The following is a 13,963-nucleotide window of genomic DNA, read 5'->3' as shown; positions in this document are numbered from 1 at the left end:
GGGTTTTGTGGACTCAATAGAAATACCAAACGCTTGAATGAGTTTGAAGAGAATTTAACAGCTTTCCAGATTATTTTGCCTTCAGTTTTTAAAAAACTGAAAGTAAAAGCAAAATTTGCTTGGCGACCATAGCATTGTGGACCCACCTGATTCCATGCCGAACTCAGAAGTGAAACACAATAGCGCCGATGGTAGTGTGGGGCTTCCCCATGTGAGAGTAGGACATCGCCAGGCTTTAATTTCGACTTTGTCTACAAAGTAGACAAGTCACCATAGAGTTCTAAGTTTTCTTAGTATTTTATGTTGACTTTCAAAGTGGAAAGCGTATTATACGCGTCCTGCTTAAGTGCTAAGGCACTGAAAGCAAAGCTCTTTAACAATTTAAACCTATCAATCTGTGTGGGCACTCGTTGATGAATATCAAAACGTTTTATCGTTAGATAAAACAGATTCTTCGGAATCAAAATTGATTTCAATGAACTGAGTGACCAATACGTTTAACTACTTGTAGTTATTCGGCACAGTCAATTCATTATCTTTCTGTTGGAAAGATAATAGCTTTAAAATTACATAGTAGTTTTGAAGTCAGTATTCGTTGAGTCACAAAATCTTAAATTGAAGAGTTTGATCATGGCTCAGATTGAACGCTGGCGGCAGGCCTAACACATGCAAGTCGAGCGGAAACGACACTAACAATCCTTCGGGTGCGTTAATGGGCGTCGAGCGGCGGACGGGTGAGTAATGCCTAGGAAATTGCCTTGGTGTGGGGGATAACCATTGGAAACGATGGCTAATACCGCATAATGCCTACGGGCCAAAGAGGGGGACCTTCGGGCCTCTCGCGTCAAGATATGCCTAGGTGGGATTAGCTAGTTGGTGAGGTAATGGCTCACCAAGGCGACGATCCCTAGCTGGTCTGAGAGGATGATCAGCCACACTGGAACTGAGACACGGTCCAGACTCCTACGGGAGGCAGCAGTGGGGAATATTGCACAATGGGCGAAAGCCTGATGCAGCCATGCCGCGTGTATGAAGAAGGCCTTCGGGTTGTAAAGTACTTTCAGTTGTGAGGAAGGGGGTAGCGTTAATAGCGCTATCTCTTGACGTTAGCAACAGAAGAAGCACCGGCTAACTCCGTGCCAGCAGCCGCGGTAATACGGAGGGTGCGAGCGTTAATCGGAATTACTGGGCGTAAAGCGCATGCAGGTGGTTCATTAAGTCAGATGTGAAAGCCCGGGGCTCAACCTCGGAACTGCATTTGAAACTGGTGAACTAGAGTACTGTAGAGGGGGGTAGAATTTCAGGTGTAGCGGTGAAATGCGTAGAGATCTGAAGGAATACCAGTGGCGAAGGCGGCCCCCTGGACAGATACTGACACTCAGATGCGAAAGCGTGGGGAGCAAACAGGATTAGATACCCTGGTAGTCCACGCCGTAAACGATGTCTACTTGGAGGTTGTGGCCTTGAGCCGTGGCTTTCGGAGCTAACGCGTTAAGTAGACCGCCTGGGGAGTACGGTCGCAAGATTAAAACTCAAATGAATTGACGGGGGCCCGCACAAGCGGTGGAGCATGTGGTTTAATTCGATGCAACGCGAAGAACCTTACCTACTCTTGACATCCAGAGAAGCCAGCGGAGACGCAGGTGTGCCTTCGGGAGCTCTGAGACAGGTGCTGCATGGCTGTCGTCAGCTCGTGTTGTGAAATGTTGGGTTAAGTCCCGCAACGAGCGCAACCCTTATCCTTGTTTGCCAGCGAGTAATGTCGGGAACTCCAGGGAGACTGCCGGTGATAAACCGGAGGAAGGTGGGGACGACGTCAAGTCATCATGGCCCTTACGAGTAGGGCTACACACGTGCTACAATGGCGCATACAGAGGGCAGCAAGCTAGCGATAGTGAGCGAATCCCAAAAAGTGCGTCGTAGTCCGGATTGGAGTCTGCAACTCGACTCCATGAAGTCGGAATCGCTAGTAATCGTAGATCAGAATGCTACGGTGAATACGTTCCCGGGCCTTGTACACACCGCCCGTCACACCATGGGAGTGGGCTGCAAAAGAAGTGGGTAGTTTAACCTTTCGGGGAGGACGCTCACCACTTTGTGGTTCATGACTGGGGTGAAGTCGTAACAAGGTAGCCCTAGGGGAACCTGGGGCTGGATCACCTCCTTATACGAAGATATTCACGATAAGTGTCCACACAGATTGATTAGGTTTAGAAAAGCAAAGAGATGAAGAACTCCCAAGTTCTTCAAAGTTTGTTTCTACTTTTTAAAGTGGAAATAAATTAGCAGTGTCCCGTTCGTCTAGAGGCCTAGGACACCGCCCTTTCACGGCGGTAACAGGGGTTCGACTCCCCTACGGGATACCATTGGGTCGTTAGCTCAGTTGGTAGAGCAGTTGACTTTTAATCAATTGGTCGCAGGTTCGAATCCTGCACGACCCACCATTCTTTCTCCACGAAGGAATTAAAACTTTTAGTGGGCGATTAGCTCAGTTGGGAGAGCACCTGCCTTACAAGCAGGGGGTCACTGGTTCGAGCCCGGTATCGCCCACCATTCTCTAAATATTCTTGGAAGTTAAAACTCCAAACCACTTCTTATGTCGCTGGTTGGATTTTTCGACTGTGAGAGTCTTTAGAAAATGTGAATTTTAGAACACTGGTTCTTAAAGTCTCATGCTCTTTAACAATTTGGAAAGCTGACTGATTGATTACTTACGAGTAATTCAATCAAATTTAAAAGTTCTCAATGTTTATCTTTTAGATAAACACAACAAACACATTCAAGTGTCTTGTATTCGATTCAAACTTGTTTGAATCACATTGAGTCCGGCAAACAGTCATTGAGAATTAACCCTTCTTAATGACAACCAAAAACCTTGGTTAGTTGCCATACGCTAAGACCCTTTCGGGTTGTATGGTTAAGTGACTAAGCGTACACGGTGGATGCCTTGGCAGTCAGAGGCGATGAAAGGCGTAATAACTTGCGATAAGCCCAGATTAGGTAGTAATAACCTTTTGAGTCTGGGATTCCTGAATGGGGAAACCCACTTACATAAGTAAGTATCCTGTTGTGAATACATAGCAACAGGAGGCAAACCGGGGGAACTGAAACATCTAAGTACCCCGAGGAAGAGAAATCAACCGAGATTCCGAAAGTAGCGGCGAGCGAAATTGGATTAGCCCTTAAGCTTTTAATGAGACAGATGAAGGCTCTGGAAAGTGCCGCAATAAAGGGTGATAGCCCCGTAATCGACATCTCATCATCAGTGAAAACGAGTAGGGCGGGACACGTGATATCCTGTCTGAATATGGGGGGACCATCCTCCAAGGCTAAATACTACTGACTGACCGATAGTGAACCAGTACCGTGAGGGAAAGGCGAAAAGAACCCCTGTGAGGGGAGTGAAATAGAACCTGAAACCGTGTACGTACAAGCAGTAGGAGCACCTTCGTGGTGTGACTGCGTACCTTTTGTATAATGGGTCAGCGACTTAATTTTAGTAGCAAGGTTAACCGTTTAGGGGAGCCGTAGGGAAACCGAGTCTTAACTGGGCGTACAGTTGCTAGGATTAGACCCGAAACCAGGTGATCTAGCCATGGGCAGGTTGAAGGTTGAGTAACATCAACTGGAGGACCGAACCGACTAATGTTGAAAAATTAGCGGATGACTTGTGGCTAGGGGTGAAAGGCCAATCAAACCTGGAGATAGCTGGTTCTCCCCGAAAGCTATTTAGGTAGCGCCTCGGACGAATACTACTGGGGGTAGAGCACTGTTAAGGCTAGGGGGTCATCCCGACTTACCAACCCTTTGCAAACTCCGAATACCAGTAAGTACTATCCGGGAGACACACGGCGGGTGCTAACGTCCGTCGTGGAGAGGGAAACAACCCAGACCGCCAGCTAAGGTCCCAAAGTATAGCTAAGTGGGAAACGATGTGGGAAGGCTCAGACAGCCAGGATGTTGGCTTAGAAGCAGCCATCATTTAAAGAAAGCGTAATAGCTCACTGGTCGAGTCGGCCTGCGCGGAAGATGTAACGGGGCTAAGCTATACACCGAAGCTGCGGCTACGTACCTTAGGGTATGTGGGGTAGGGGAGCGTTCTGTAAGCCGTTGAAGGTGGTCTGTAAGGGCTGCTGGAGGTATCAGAAGTGCGAATGCTGACATGAGTAACGATAAAGGGAGTGAAAAACTCCCTCGCCGGAAGACCAAGGGTTCCTGTCCAACGTTAATCGGGGCAGGGTAAGTCGACTCCTAAGGCGAGGCCGAAAGGCGTAGTCGATGGGAAACGGGTTAATATTCCCGTACTTCTTACAATTGCGATGGGGGGACGGAGAAGGCTAGGTGGGCCTGGCGACGGTTGTCCAGGTTCAAGTATGTAGGCGGAAGGTTTAGGTAAATCCGGACTTTCTTAACGCTGAGATACGATGTCGAGCTACTACGGTAGTGAAGTCATTGATGCCATGCTTCCAGGAAAAGCCTCTAAGCTTCAGATTGTAAGGAATCGTACCCCAAACCGACACAGGTGGTCGGGTAGAGAATACCAAGGCGCTTGAGAGAACTCGGGTGAAGGAACTAGGCAAAATGGTACCGTAACTTCGGGAGAAGGTACGCTCTTATCAGTGAAGTCCCTTGCGGATGGAGCAGACGAGAGTCGCAGATACCAGGTGGCTGCAACTGTTTATTAAAAACACAGCACTGTGCAAAATCGTAAGATGACGTATACGGTGTGACGCCTGCCCGGTGCCGGAAGGTTAATTGATGGGGTTAGACTTCGGTCGAAGCTCTTGATCGAAGCCCCGGTAAACGGCGGCCGTAACTATAACGGTCCTAAGGTAGCGAAATTCCTTGTCGGGTAAGTTCCGACCTGCACGAATGGCGTAATGATGGCCACGCTGTCTCCACCCGAGACTCAGTGAAATTGAAATCGCTGTGAAGATGCAGTGTACCCGCGGCTAGACGGAAAGACCCCGTGAACCTTTACTACAGCTTGGCACTGAACATTGAACCTACATGTGTAGGATAGGTGGGAGACTTTGAAACCGCGTCGCTAGATGTGGTGGAGTCGTCCTTGAAATACCACCCTTGTAGTTTTGATGTTCTAACGTTGGTCCCTGAATCGGGATTACGGACAGTGCCTGGTGGGTAGTTTGACTGGGGCGGTCTCCTCCCAAAGAGTAACGGAGGAGCACGAAGGTGGGCTAAACACGGTTGGACATCGTGTGGTTAGTGCAATGGCATAAGCCCGCTTGACTGCGAGAATGACAATTCGAGCAGGTGCGAAAGCAGGTCATAGTGATCCGGTGGTTCTGAATGGAAGGGCCATCGCTCAACGGATAAAAGGTACTCCGGGGATAACAGGCTGATACCGCCCAAGAGTTCATATCGACGGCGGTGTTTGGCACCTCGATGTCGGCTCATCACATCCTGGGGCTGAAGTCGGTCCCAAGGGTATGGCTGTTCGCCATTTAAAGTGGTACGCGAGCTGGGTTTAGAACGTCGTGAGACAGTTCGGTCCCTATCTGCCGTGGGCGTTGGAAAATTGAAAGGGGCTGCTCCTAGTACGAGAGGACCGGAGTGGACGAACCTCTGGTGTTCGGGTTGTCATGCCAATGGCATTGCCCGGTAGCTAAGTTCGGAATCGATAACCGCTGAAAGCATCTAAGCGGGAAGCGAGCCTTGAGATGAGTTTTCCCTGGCGCTATAAGCGTCCTAAAGGGTTGTCGTAGACTACGACGTTGATAGGCAGGGTGTGTAAGTGCTGCGAGGCATTGAGCTAACCTGTACTAATTGCCCGTGAGGCTTAACCATACAACACCCAAGGGGTTTTGTGGACTCAATAGAAATACCAAACGCTTGAATGAGTTTGAAGAGAATTTAACAGCTTTCCAGATTATTTTGCCTTCAGTTTTTAAAAAACTGAAAGTAAAAGCAAAATTTGCTTGGCGACCATAGCATTGTGGACCCACCTGATTCCATGCCGAACTCAGAAGTGAAACACAATAGCGCCGATGGTAGTGTGGGGCTTCCCCATGTGAGAGTAGGACATCGCCAGGCTTTAAATTAAATCTTTAGGTTGACCAACCTGGAGATATGGACGCTCACTTAGTGAGTTGACCACTGCGGAGTGGTAGTTCAGTTGGTTAGAATACCGGCCTGTCACGCCGGGGGTCGCGGGTTCGAGTCCCGTCCACTCCGCCACTTATTAGAAAAGCCCTGCTAGCAATAGCAGGGCTTTTTTACATTTGAAGAAAAGTGTTTTGCTGTTAGGTTGTATGAGTGTTGTTAAGGTACCGAGCCCCTGCACTTCACGCTATTCCTGCACATATTAGAAAGCCTAGTCTGACGACTAGGCTTTCGTCGTTTTTGATGTATGAACTTCGGACTTTTGCTACAGACCTCATTGCTACCTATTGAGGTGTCTCTATAGAAACCGACAGGCGCTGTTTGCTCTCAAATCTGACGAATGAAGGTGGCTCTTTCAACTTTTTCTGTTGCACCTTCTAAAGAGGGATTTAGCTATCTCGTAGATACAAAAACGCCTAGCGTTTGCTAGGCGTTGATAGATGGTTATTTTTAACATCGACTACAGTATTTGTTTAAGCACTCTATCGGCTTTCACGCGAGTGATCTTGCGAATCAACTTCTGAACTTCCGTCGGGTAGCTCTCTATCTTGTCTAACTGCTTATAAGTACAGATAAGCTGAGTGTGTTGAAGGATATTATCCACTTCAGCTTGGAATTTGTCTGTTAGGTGATGGTAGTTATCTTGGATAAAGATGCCGTTCTCTAGATCTAGCTTCCATGCTCGAGGGTTTAGGTTATTGCCTGTTAGTAGCATGTAGCGCTTATCGACCCAAATCCCCTTTAGGTGGAAGCTATTGGAATCGTGTTGCCAAAGTCGAATTGATAGATTACGGCTAGCTATATGAGCTTCATTCGCTTTAGCGAAACGACGTAAGTTCAATTCGTAAAGGTATGGTAAACCGCCAATCGTTTTAAACTCTTCTTCTGGCGAGATAAAGAAATCATTTGCTGTCTTATCGCCAACAACAATGCTGACCTTTACGCCTCGCTTAAGCGCTTTCTTCACTTCTTTAGCTAGGCTAGGTGGGAAGTTGAAGTAAGGTGTGCAGATAAAGATTTCATCTTTAGCTTGAGCGACGAGTTGATTAATTCCCTGATTCAGTCGGTTACGCCTCTTACCGATACCAACCAATGGTGTTACAGCAACTTGGTTTGCTGAAACCTCTTGACCATCGAATTGATACTGAGATCTTGCCAATGATGCACGAAACTGACGAATCGCTGGTTTCAGTTCTTTGGTCACAGGCTTGTTCTTATCAGCCAAGTCATAAACAGCGCTGTCAGCAACCATCTGTTCGTGTACGTAGGTAAACATCGAGTCCGCAAGAGTTGCGTTGTTTAAAACGTGGTAACGATCAAAGCGATAGCGGTTATGGTAATTTAGGTAGATATTGTTAAGGCTTGCACCGCTGTATATCACGCTGTCATCGACGATAAAGCCTTTTAAGTGCAATACGCCAAAGACTTCTTTACCGCGAACTGGAATGCCATAGACAGGCACAGCGTGCTGATATTTTTCTGCGAACTCTTTATACATGGCCGCATTGCCTTCAGAAGACTCTGCGCCAATCAATCCACGCTGCGCTCGGTGCCAGTCGACACAAACACTCACGTCTAATTCTGGATTCTTTTGCTTTGCTTCATATAAGGCAGTTAGGATCTCACGGCCAGCCTCATCATCTTCAAGATACAAAGCGACTAAACTAATACGAGTCGTTGCGCGAGATATCTCATCAAGTAGACGAGTTCGAAACTCTTGCGCTGATAGTAGTACTTCAAACTTGTCAGGATTCTGCGCTATGGTTGGCAACTGTATGAATGGATTCCTACTGGCAATCATATTGACTGTTTTACCTTAAAAATATGCAAAATTGCGAACCTTTAATTTTACCAAAGGGATAGCATCAAATACTAGATAATCGAGGCATTCTCTAACAATTTTGCTGAAAATGCATAGGAATGAGATCTTTTCCGCTATTCGAATAGCGCTCATATAAAACTCTTAAGCCATTGGGTAGCTGTTCTGGAGCGATCTGTACGAACTGATGTCGTGAGTAAAAGCTGGTGAGGTGAGCGTAGGCAAAGCAGTAGTCGTTTTCTGTCAATGTATGCTGAGCGCAATAATCCATAAGCTGAGAGCCTAATTGCTTACCACGATGTTGTTTTGATATAGCCATTCCAGTAAGCAAGCGAGCATTTGCTATCGTCCGAAAACGCACGACACCACAAAGCTCGTTATCCATCAGTAACGAATAGATAAGCTCACTCTTATTGGCTTTCCCTGTTGGATAATGTTCCTTGTAGAAACGTTTTACTAGGGGAACCTTTACTGGGTCTAATTGGGTAATGATGACATTGTTCATTCAGTCACTGCGCCACTGGTTTATCTGCTGTAGAATGGTTGCAGTGTAAGTTAATTGAATATCGTCATGCAATTCCATCTCAATGCTAGTTTAAAAAACGTTCATACTTTTTCCATCGATCAGACTTGTGATGCGTTGGTTGAAGTCTCGACTATCGAAGAACTGATTACGGTTTATCAAGACCCTAAGTGGTCAACTTTGCCAAAGTTAATATTGGGTAAGGGCAGTAATATGCTTTTTACTGAGCACTTTGCAGGTTTGATTATTGTGAACCAGTTAGCCGGGATTACGTTAACCGAGACAGATAGCCATCACCATCTACATGTTAATGGTGGTGAGGATTGGCCTAGTTTGGTTAAGTGGAGTGTCGATAAAGGGCTGGGTGGCCTAGAAAATCTAGCAATGATACCCGGTTGTTCAGGCTCTGCTCCGATTCAAAATATTGGTGCGTACGGCGTTGAACTGCAAGACATATGCGAGTACGTTGATATCCTATGTCTGGATACTTATACAGTTAAGCGATTAAGCAAGGAAGAGTGTCTCTTTGGTTACCGAGATTCTATTTTCAAACATGCTCTCTACGGTAAAGCGATTGTTGTTGCGATTGGTTTAACGTTGCCGAAAGAGTGGGAGCCATGCAATCACTATGGCCCGTTAAAAAGCCTAGCAGCCGATAGTCTCACTCCTCGTACTGTATTTGATGAAGTGTGTGCTATCCGTTCGAGTAAGCTGCCAGACCCTAGAATACAAGGGAATGCGGGCAGCTTCTTCAAAAACCCTGTGATCACCAAAGATCATTTTGATCGCCTGTTAGCTCTATATCCAAACATTGTCGGCTATGAGAGTAATGACATGATCAAAGTCGCTGCTGGCTGGCTGATTGATCAATGCCAGTTCAAGGGCGTGACAGAAGGTGGCGCTCAGGTTCACCCTAACCAAGCATTGGTTATCATCAATTCTGATGAGGCTTCTGCTGTGGATATCCTTAAGCTTGCAGAGCGAGTACGTCAGGCCGTTTTGAATAAATTCGATATTCGATTGGAACATGAAGTACGTTTTATGGGACGAGACCGAGAGACAAACCTAGATAAGGCTTTGGAGTCATTGGTATGAGAGAACACAGTACCAAGCTTGCACTATTGAGATGTCTTGCTGACGGTGAGTTTCATTCAGGTGAAGACCTAGGTGAAATGATTGGTGTATCACGAGCGGCTATCAGTAAGCACATTAAAGGTATTCAAGAGTGGGGTTTAGATATCTACCGAGTACAAGGCAAGGGTTACAAGCTAGCTAGCCGTTTAGATATGCTTGACCAAGAAAAATTGTCTGCAGTTAGTCGCGATGCTTCTCTTGAGCTGATTCCAATCATCGGTTCTACAAACCAACACCTATTAGAGCGTACTAACACCCTCGAATCGGGTTCTGTCTGTATTGCTGAATATCAAGCTGCGGGGCGTGGACGTCGCGGACGAGAGTGGGTATCGCCATTTGGTGCAAATCTCTACCTTTCAATGTATTGGAGACTCGACGCAGGGATGGCTGCTGCGATGGGCTTAAGCCTTGTGGTTGGAGTAGCCGTTGTAGAGGCTTTGGAAGAGATGGGCGTTGAAGGCATCAAGCTTAAGTGGCCGAATGACCTATACCACAATGACAAGAAGCTCGCGGGTATCTTGGTCGAGCTCTCTGGGCAATCGGGTGGCGCAGCTCATATTGTTATTGGTTTAGGGCTGAATCTATCTATGGATCCAACGACATCAGGTATTGGTCAACCGTGGACTTCTCTTAAAGAAGTGTGTGACGGAAAGGTGCCTGATCGTAACCAATTAGCGCAGGCTCTGATCAATGCTTGGGACAAGTCTCTTGTGGATTATGAACTGAAAGGAATGTCCAATTTTGTAGAGCGTTGGAATCGCTTAGATAATTTCTTAGGTCGCAATGTTAGGTTGATTATTGGACCTAGAGAAATTGAAGGTGTTGTTCAGGGCATCGATGAACAAGGTGCCGTGTTACTCAAAACAGAGAATGGCCTCGAGAGTTATATTGGTGGTGAAATATCGCTAAGAAAAGGCGATTAAGGCGTTACTATTTTCTGAGTAACACTTCTTCAACCATGTGATCGGCGCCTTTTCGCAAAATCAGGTGCGCTCTTTCTCTTGTCGGAAGGATATTTTGTTCAAGGTTCAAGCCATTGATTGAACTCCAGATACCTTCCGCTTTATCCAGTGCCGCTTGATTCGATAACTTAGTGTAATGACTAAAGTACGAGCCAGGTTTAGTAAACGCGCCATCGCGAAACTTCATAAAACGATTGATGTACCATTCTTTGATTTGCTGGCTGTTAGCATCAACATAGAGTGAGAAATCAAGGAAGTCTGAAATAAACACACGATGCGGTTCGTGTGGGTAGTTCATGCCACTCTGTAAGACATTAAGCCCTTCAATAATAAGTACATCGGGTAGGTCGACACACTTAACATCATCAGTAATGTTGTAAGTTAGGTGCGAGTATACCGGTGCGGTGACATTTCTTTTGCACGCTTTAACATCTGAGACAAAGTTCACAAGACGCTTGATGTCGTAAGACTCAGGGAAGCCTTTTTTACTCATCAACCCTTTCTCTTCCAACACTTCATTTGGGTATAAGAAACCGTCCGTTGTGACTAGCTCAACTTTTGGGTGGTTTTCCCAACGAGAGAGTAGGGCTTTAAGCAGTCGCGCAGTTGTACTTTTACCAACCGCAACACTACCTGCAATACCTATGATAAAAGGTGGCGCTTTCTCTTTCTTATCTAGGAACTCGTGAAGTACCGAGTTTCTGTTTTGTCTGGCTGCTACATAGAGATTCAACAGCCGAGAAAGTGGTAGATAGATCTCCACAGCCTCTTCCATTGTGAGTTTTTCATTGATGCCTTGAAGCTCTTTTAAGTCGCTTTCAGAAAGTGTCATCGGAACTAAATTCCTTAGCTCAGACCAGCGTTCGCGGTCAAATGACATAAATGGGCTCATACAAAACTCTATAGTGGATAACAAAACAAGTGCATGGAAAATACATCAAGCGATAGATAAATAAAATATCTTCCTGTGCTAGATGCGTGTTAAAGATGGAAACCTTGAGCTAAATTGGCGTATGTAGGAGTTTGGTAAGAGAATTTTGCACTTTTTTTCAATTTACTATTGCAAGGTGGAAAATCATTCAATAAAATGCGCCCCACTTGTGCCGACTTAGCTCAGTAGGTAGAGCAACTGACTTGTAATCAGTAGGTCACCAGTTCGATTCCGGTAGTCGGCACCACTTTCTCCCTTACTCTAAGGCAAGCGAGAGAAAGCTCAAAATTTGGAGAGGTTCCCGAGTGGCCAAAGGGAGCAGACTGTAAATCTGTTGGCACTGCCTTCGATGGTTCGAATCCGTCCCTCTCCACCATATTCTAAAGGTTAAATAGCTCAAACAGAGTTACGTGTTGCGTGCATCGTATAATGGCTATTACCTCAGCCTTCCAAGCTGATGATGCGGGTTCGATTCCCGCTGCACGCTCCAACTCATTTTGTGTGCTGATATAGCTCAGTCGGTAGAGCGCACCCTTGGTAAGGGTGAGGTCCCCAGTTCGACTCTGGGTATTAGCACCAGTCTAAAGCTTCTTCTCCTTTAATAAAGAAAACCATTTTTTTGGTTGCGTGGTCTTATTTTAAGCCACCTAATCCGTACCTAGAGGGACACCCCATGTCTAAAGAAAAATTTGAACGTACGAAACCGCACGTAAACGTTGGTACTATCGGCCACGTTGACCACGGTAAAACAACTCTAACTGCTGCTATCTGTACTACACTTGCAAAAGTGTACGGCGGTGTTGCTAAAGATTTCGCATCTATCGATAACGCTCCAGAAGAGCGCGAGCGCGGTATCACAATCGCAACTTCTCACGTTGAGTACGATACTCCAGCACGTCACTACGCACACGTAGACTGTCCAGGACACGCGGATTATGTTAAAAACATGATCACTGGTGCTGCACAAATGGACGGCGGTATCCTAGTTGTTGCTGCGACTGACGGCCCTATGCCTCAAACTCGTGAGCACATCCTACTTGGTCGTCAAGTTGGTATCCCTTACATCATCGTATTCATGAACAAATGTGACATGGTTGATGACGAAGAGCTACTTGAGCTAGTTGAGATGGAAGTTCGTGAACTTCTTTCTGAATACGACTTCCCAGGTGATGACCTACCAGTTATCCAAGGTTCTGCACTTGGCGCACTAAACGGCGAGAAGCAGTGGGAAGACAAGATCGTTGAGCTTGCAGAAGCACTAGATTCTTACATTCCTGAGCCAGAGCGTGCAGTTGACCAACCGTTCCTACTACCAATTGAAGATGTATTCTCAATCCAAGGTCGTGGTACTGTTGTAACTGGTCGTATCGAGCGCGGTATCCTACGAGTAGGTGACGAAGTAGAAATCGTTGGTATCAAAGAGACTACTCTTACTACTTGTACTGGTGTTGAAATGTTCCGTAAACTGCTTGACGAAGGTCGTGCAGGTGAGAACGTTGGTGCACTTCTACGTGGTACTAAGCGTGATGACGTTGAACGTGGTCAAGTACTTTCTGCGAAAGGTTCTATCAACCCACACACTAAGTTTGAGTCTGAAGTATACGTACTTTCTAAAGACGAAGGCGGCCGTCACACTCCTTTCTTCAAAGGTTACCGTCCACAGTTCTACTTCCGTACAACTGACGTAACAGGCGACATCACTCTACCAGAAGGCGTAGAAATGGTAATGCCAGGTGACAACGTTCAAATGACTGTTGAGCTAATCGCTCCAATCGCAATGGACGAAGGTCTACGTTTCGCAATCCGCGAAGGTGGCCGTACAGTTGGTGCTGGTGTTGTAGCTAAAATCTTTGCATAAGATTTGACGAACCACTAGTAAAAAGGGCATCATTTGATGCCCTTTTTCTGCGCTAAAAAAAGAGTTGGATGTTTTGACATCGATTTTTGCTCTTAGCAAAGAATTAAACGGTCTTTTTGACTAAAATGACTGTTAGATGTGTTGTTTTGCAACGCAAAGGAATGTGCCCTGCAACAGCGGGGTTATTGTCGTCTATATTTAAGACTTATCACAGGTTGGTTTTATGAAAGCAAACGCTGAAACTCCTGATAGCTCAGGTGCAGCAGATACAATGAAGTGGATTGTCGCTTTTGTTCTGTTGGCTGCTGCTGTTGTGGGTAATTACCTGTATGGTGAATTGTCTGTTGTAATTCGCGCTGCAGGTGTAGTTGTGCTGATTGCTGCCGCACTAGGCGTTGCAGCAACAACAACTAAAGGTAAAGCTGCGATCGATTTTGCAAAAGAATCTCGTATGGAGATTCGTAAAGTTGTTTGGCCTACTCGCCAAGAAACTATGCAAACTACATTGATCGTTTTAGCTGTATGTATTGTTATGTCTCTAGTGCTTTGGGGAATTGACGGCATTATGGTCCGTCTAGTTTCTCTAGCAACTGGGGTGTAGAGGGTTCTGATT

The 13,963-nt window shown here is 46.1% G+C and carries 7 protein-coding genes, 8 tRNA genes and 4 rRNA genes; 16 read left to right on the top strand and 3 right to left on the bottom strand.

The window, feature by feature from the left end; translation table 11 throughout:
* Window positions 1-118: 118 nt before the first annotated feature.
* The 8 genes from rrf (OC193_RS14895) to OC193_RS14860 all read left to right on the top strand — a co-directional run bounded on the left by rrf (OC193_RS14895) (window position 119) and on the right by OC193_RS14860 (window position 6,198).
* Window positions 119-234: ribosomal RNA gene (gene rrf / locus OC193_RS14895) — 5S ribosomal RNA — on the top strand.
* A 378-nt stretch (window positions 235-612) separates the two neighbouring features.
* Window positions 613-2,167 (top strand): 16S ribosomal RNA (locus OC193_RS14890).
* 123 nt (window positions 2,168-2,290) lie between these two features.
* A tRNA-Glu gene (locus OC193_RS14885) sits at window positions 2,291-2,366 on the top strand.
* Window positions 2,367-2,368: 2 nt separating this feature from the next.
* Window positions 2,369-2,444, top strand: a tRNA-Lys gene (locus OC193_RS14880).
* A 33-nt stretch (window positions 2,445-2,477) separates the two neighbouring features.
* A tRNA-Val gene (locus OC193_RS14875) sits at window positions 2,478-2,553 on the top strand.
* A gap of 362 nt (window positions 2,554-2,915) precedes the next feature.
* A 23S ribosomal RNA gene (locus tag OC193_RS14870) occupies window positions 2,916-5,808 on the top strand.
* A 130-nt stretch (window positions 5,809-5,938) separates the two neighbouring features.
* Window positions 5,939-6,054: ribosomal RNA gene (gene rrf / locus OC193_RS14865) — 5S ribosomal RNA — on the top strand.
* Together the 16S, 23S and 5S rRNA genes with 4 tRNA genes alongside form the textbook arrangement of a ribosomal RNA operon.
* A 67-nt stretch (window positions 6,055-6,121) precedes the next feature.
* Window positions 6,122-6,198: transfer RNA gene (locus OC193_RS14860), tRNA-Asp, on the top strand.
* Window positions 6,199-6,583: 385 nt separating this feature from the next.
* Here OC193_RS14860 and pssA read toward each other — a convergent pair.
* Together pssA and OC193_RS14850 are read right to left on the bottom strand one after the other, a co-directional pair.
* Window positions 6,584-7,924, bottom strand: coding sequence for a CDP-diacylglycerol--serine O-phosphatidyltransferase (gene pssA, locus OC193_RS14855; protein ID WP_048661899.1), 1,341 nt, complete (start codon window positions 7,922-7,924; stop codon window positions 6,584-6,586).
* Between the two features lie 91 nt (window positions 7,925-8,015).
* The gene (locus OC193_RS14850) at window positions 8,016-8,447 is read right to left on the bottom strand and encodes a GNAT family N-acetyltransferase (protein ID WP_048661898.1); all 432 of its coding nucleotides are present in this window, start codon (window positions 8,445-8,447) and stop codon (window positions 8,016-8,018) included.
* 66 nt (window positions 8,448-8,513) lie between these two features.
* Here OC193_RS14850 and murB point away from each other — a divergent pair, with 66 nt between their 5' ends.
* Together murB and birA are read left to right on the top strand one after the other, a co-directional pair.
* Window positions 8,514-9,560 (top strand): UDP-N-acetylmuramate dehydrogenase, encoded by a 1,047-nt coding sequence (gene murB / locus OC193_RS14845; protein ID WP_048657854.1) that lies wholly within the window; start codon window positions 8,514-8,516, stop codon window positions 9,558-9,560.
* Window positions 9,557-10,522, top strand: a complete 966-nt coding sequence (birA, locus tag OC193_RS14840) for a bifunctional biotin--[acetyl-CoA-carboxylase] ligase/biotin operon repressor BirA (RefSeq protein ID WP_048657855.1) — start codon at window positions 9,557-9,559, stop codon at window positions 10,520-10,522. Before murB ends, birA begins: the two co-directional genes overlap by 4 nt.
* 7 nt (window positions 10,523-10,529) lie before the next feature.
* Here the strand turns inward: birA and coaA are convergent, their stop codons facing one another.
* Complete coding sequence (coaA, locus tag OC193_RS14835) at window positions 10,530-11,453, bottom strand: type I pantothenate kinase (RefSeq protein ID WP_048661896.1); 924 nt, start codon at window positions 11,451-11,453, stop codon at window positions 10,530-10,532.
* Between the two features lie 210 nt (window positions 11,454-11,663).
* Here coaA and OC193_RS14830 point away from each other — a divergent pair.
* The 6 genes from OC193_RS14830 (at window position 11,664) to secE (ending at window position 13,951) form a co-directional block, all read left to right on the top strand.
* Window positions 11,664-11,739, top strand: a tRNA-Thr gene (locus OC193_RS14830).
* A 44-nt stretch (window positions 11,740-11,783) separates the two neighbouring features.
* Window positions 11,784-11,868, top strand: a tRNA-Tyr gene (locus OC193_RS14825).
* Between the two features lie 39 nt (window positions 11,869-11,907).
* Window positions 11,908-11,982 (top strand) — tRNA-Gly (locus OC193_RS14820).
* Between the two features lie 13 nt (window positions 11,983-11,995).
* Window positions 11,996-12,071: transfer RNA gene (locus OC193_RS14815), tRNA-Thr, on the top strand.
* 94 nt (window positions 12,072-12,165) lie between these two features.
* On the top strand, window positions 12,166-13,350 hold the full coding sequence (tuf, locus tag OC193_RS14810; RefSeq protein WP_010435158.1) for an elongation factor Tu: 1,185 nt from the start codon (window positions 12,166-12,168) through the stop codon (window positions 13,348-13,350).
* A gap of 223 nt (window positions 13,351-13,573) precedes the next feature.
* Entirely contained in the window at window positions 13,574-13,951 is a 378-nt protein-coding gene (secE, locus tag OC193_RS14805; RefSeq protein ID WP_010435558.1) for a preprotein translocase subunit SecE, read from the top strand.
* Window positions 13,952-13,963 lie beyond the last annotated feature (12 nt).

The sequence above is a fragment of the Vibrio crassostreae genome, from assembly GCF_024347415.1.
Classification (GTDB): domain Bacteria; phylum Pseudomonadota; class Gammaproteobacteria; order Enterobacterales; family Vibrionaceae; genus Vibrio; species Vibrio crassostreae.
This window is presented reverse-complemented; position numbering and strand designations above follow the sequence as displayed.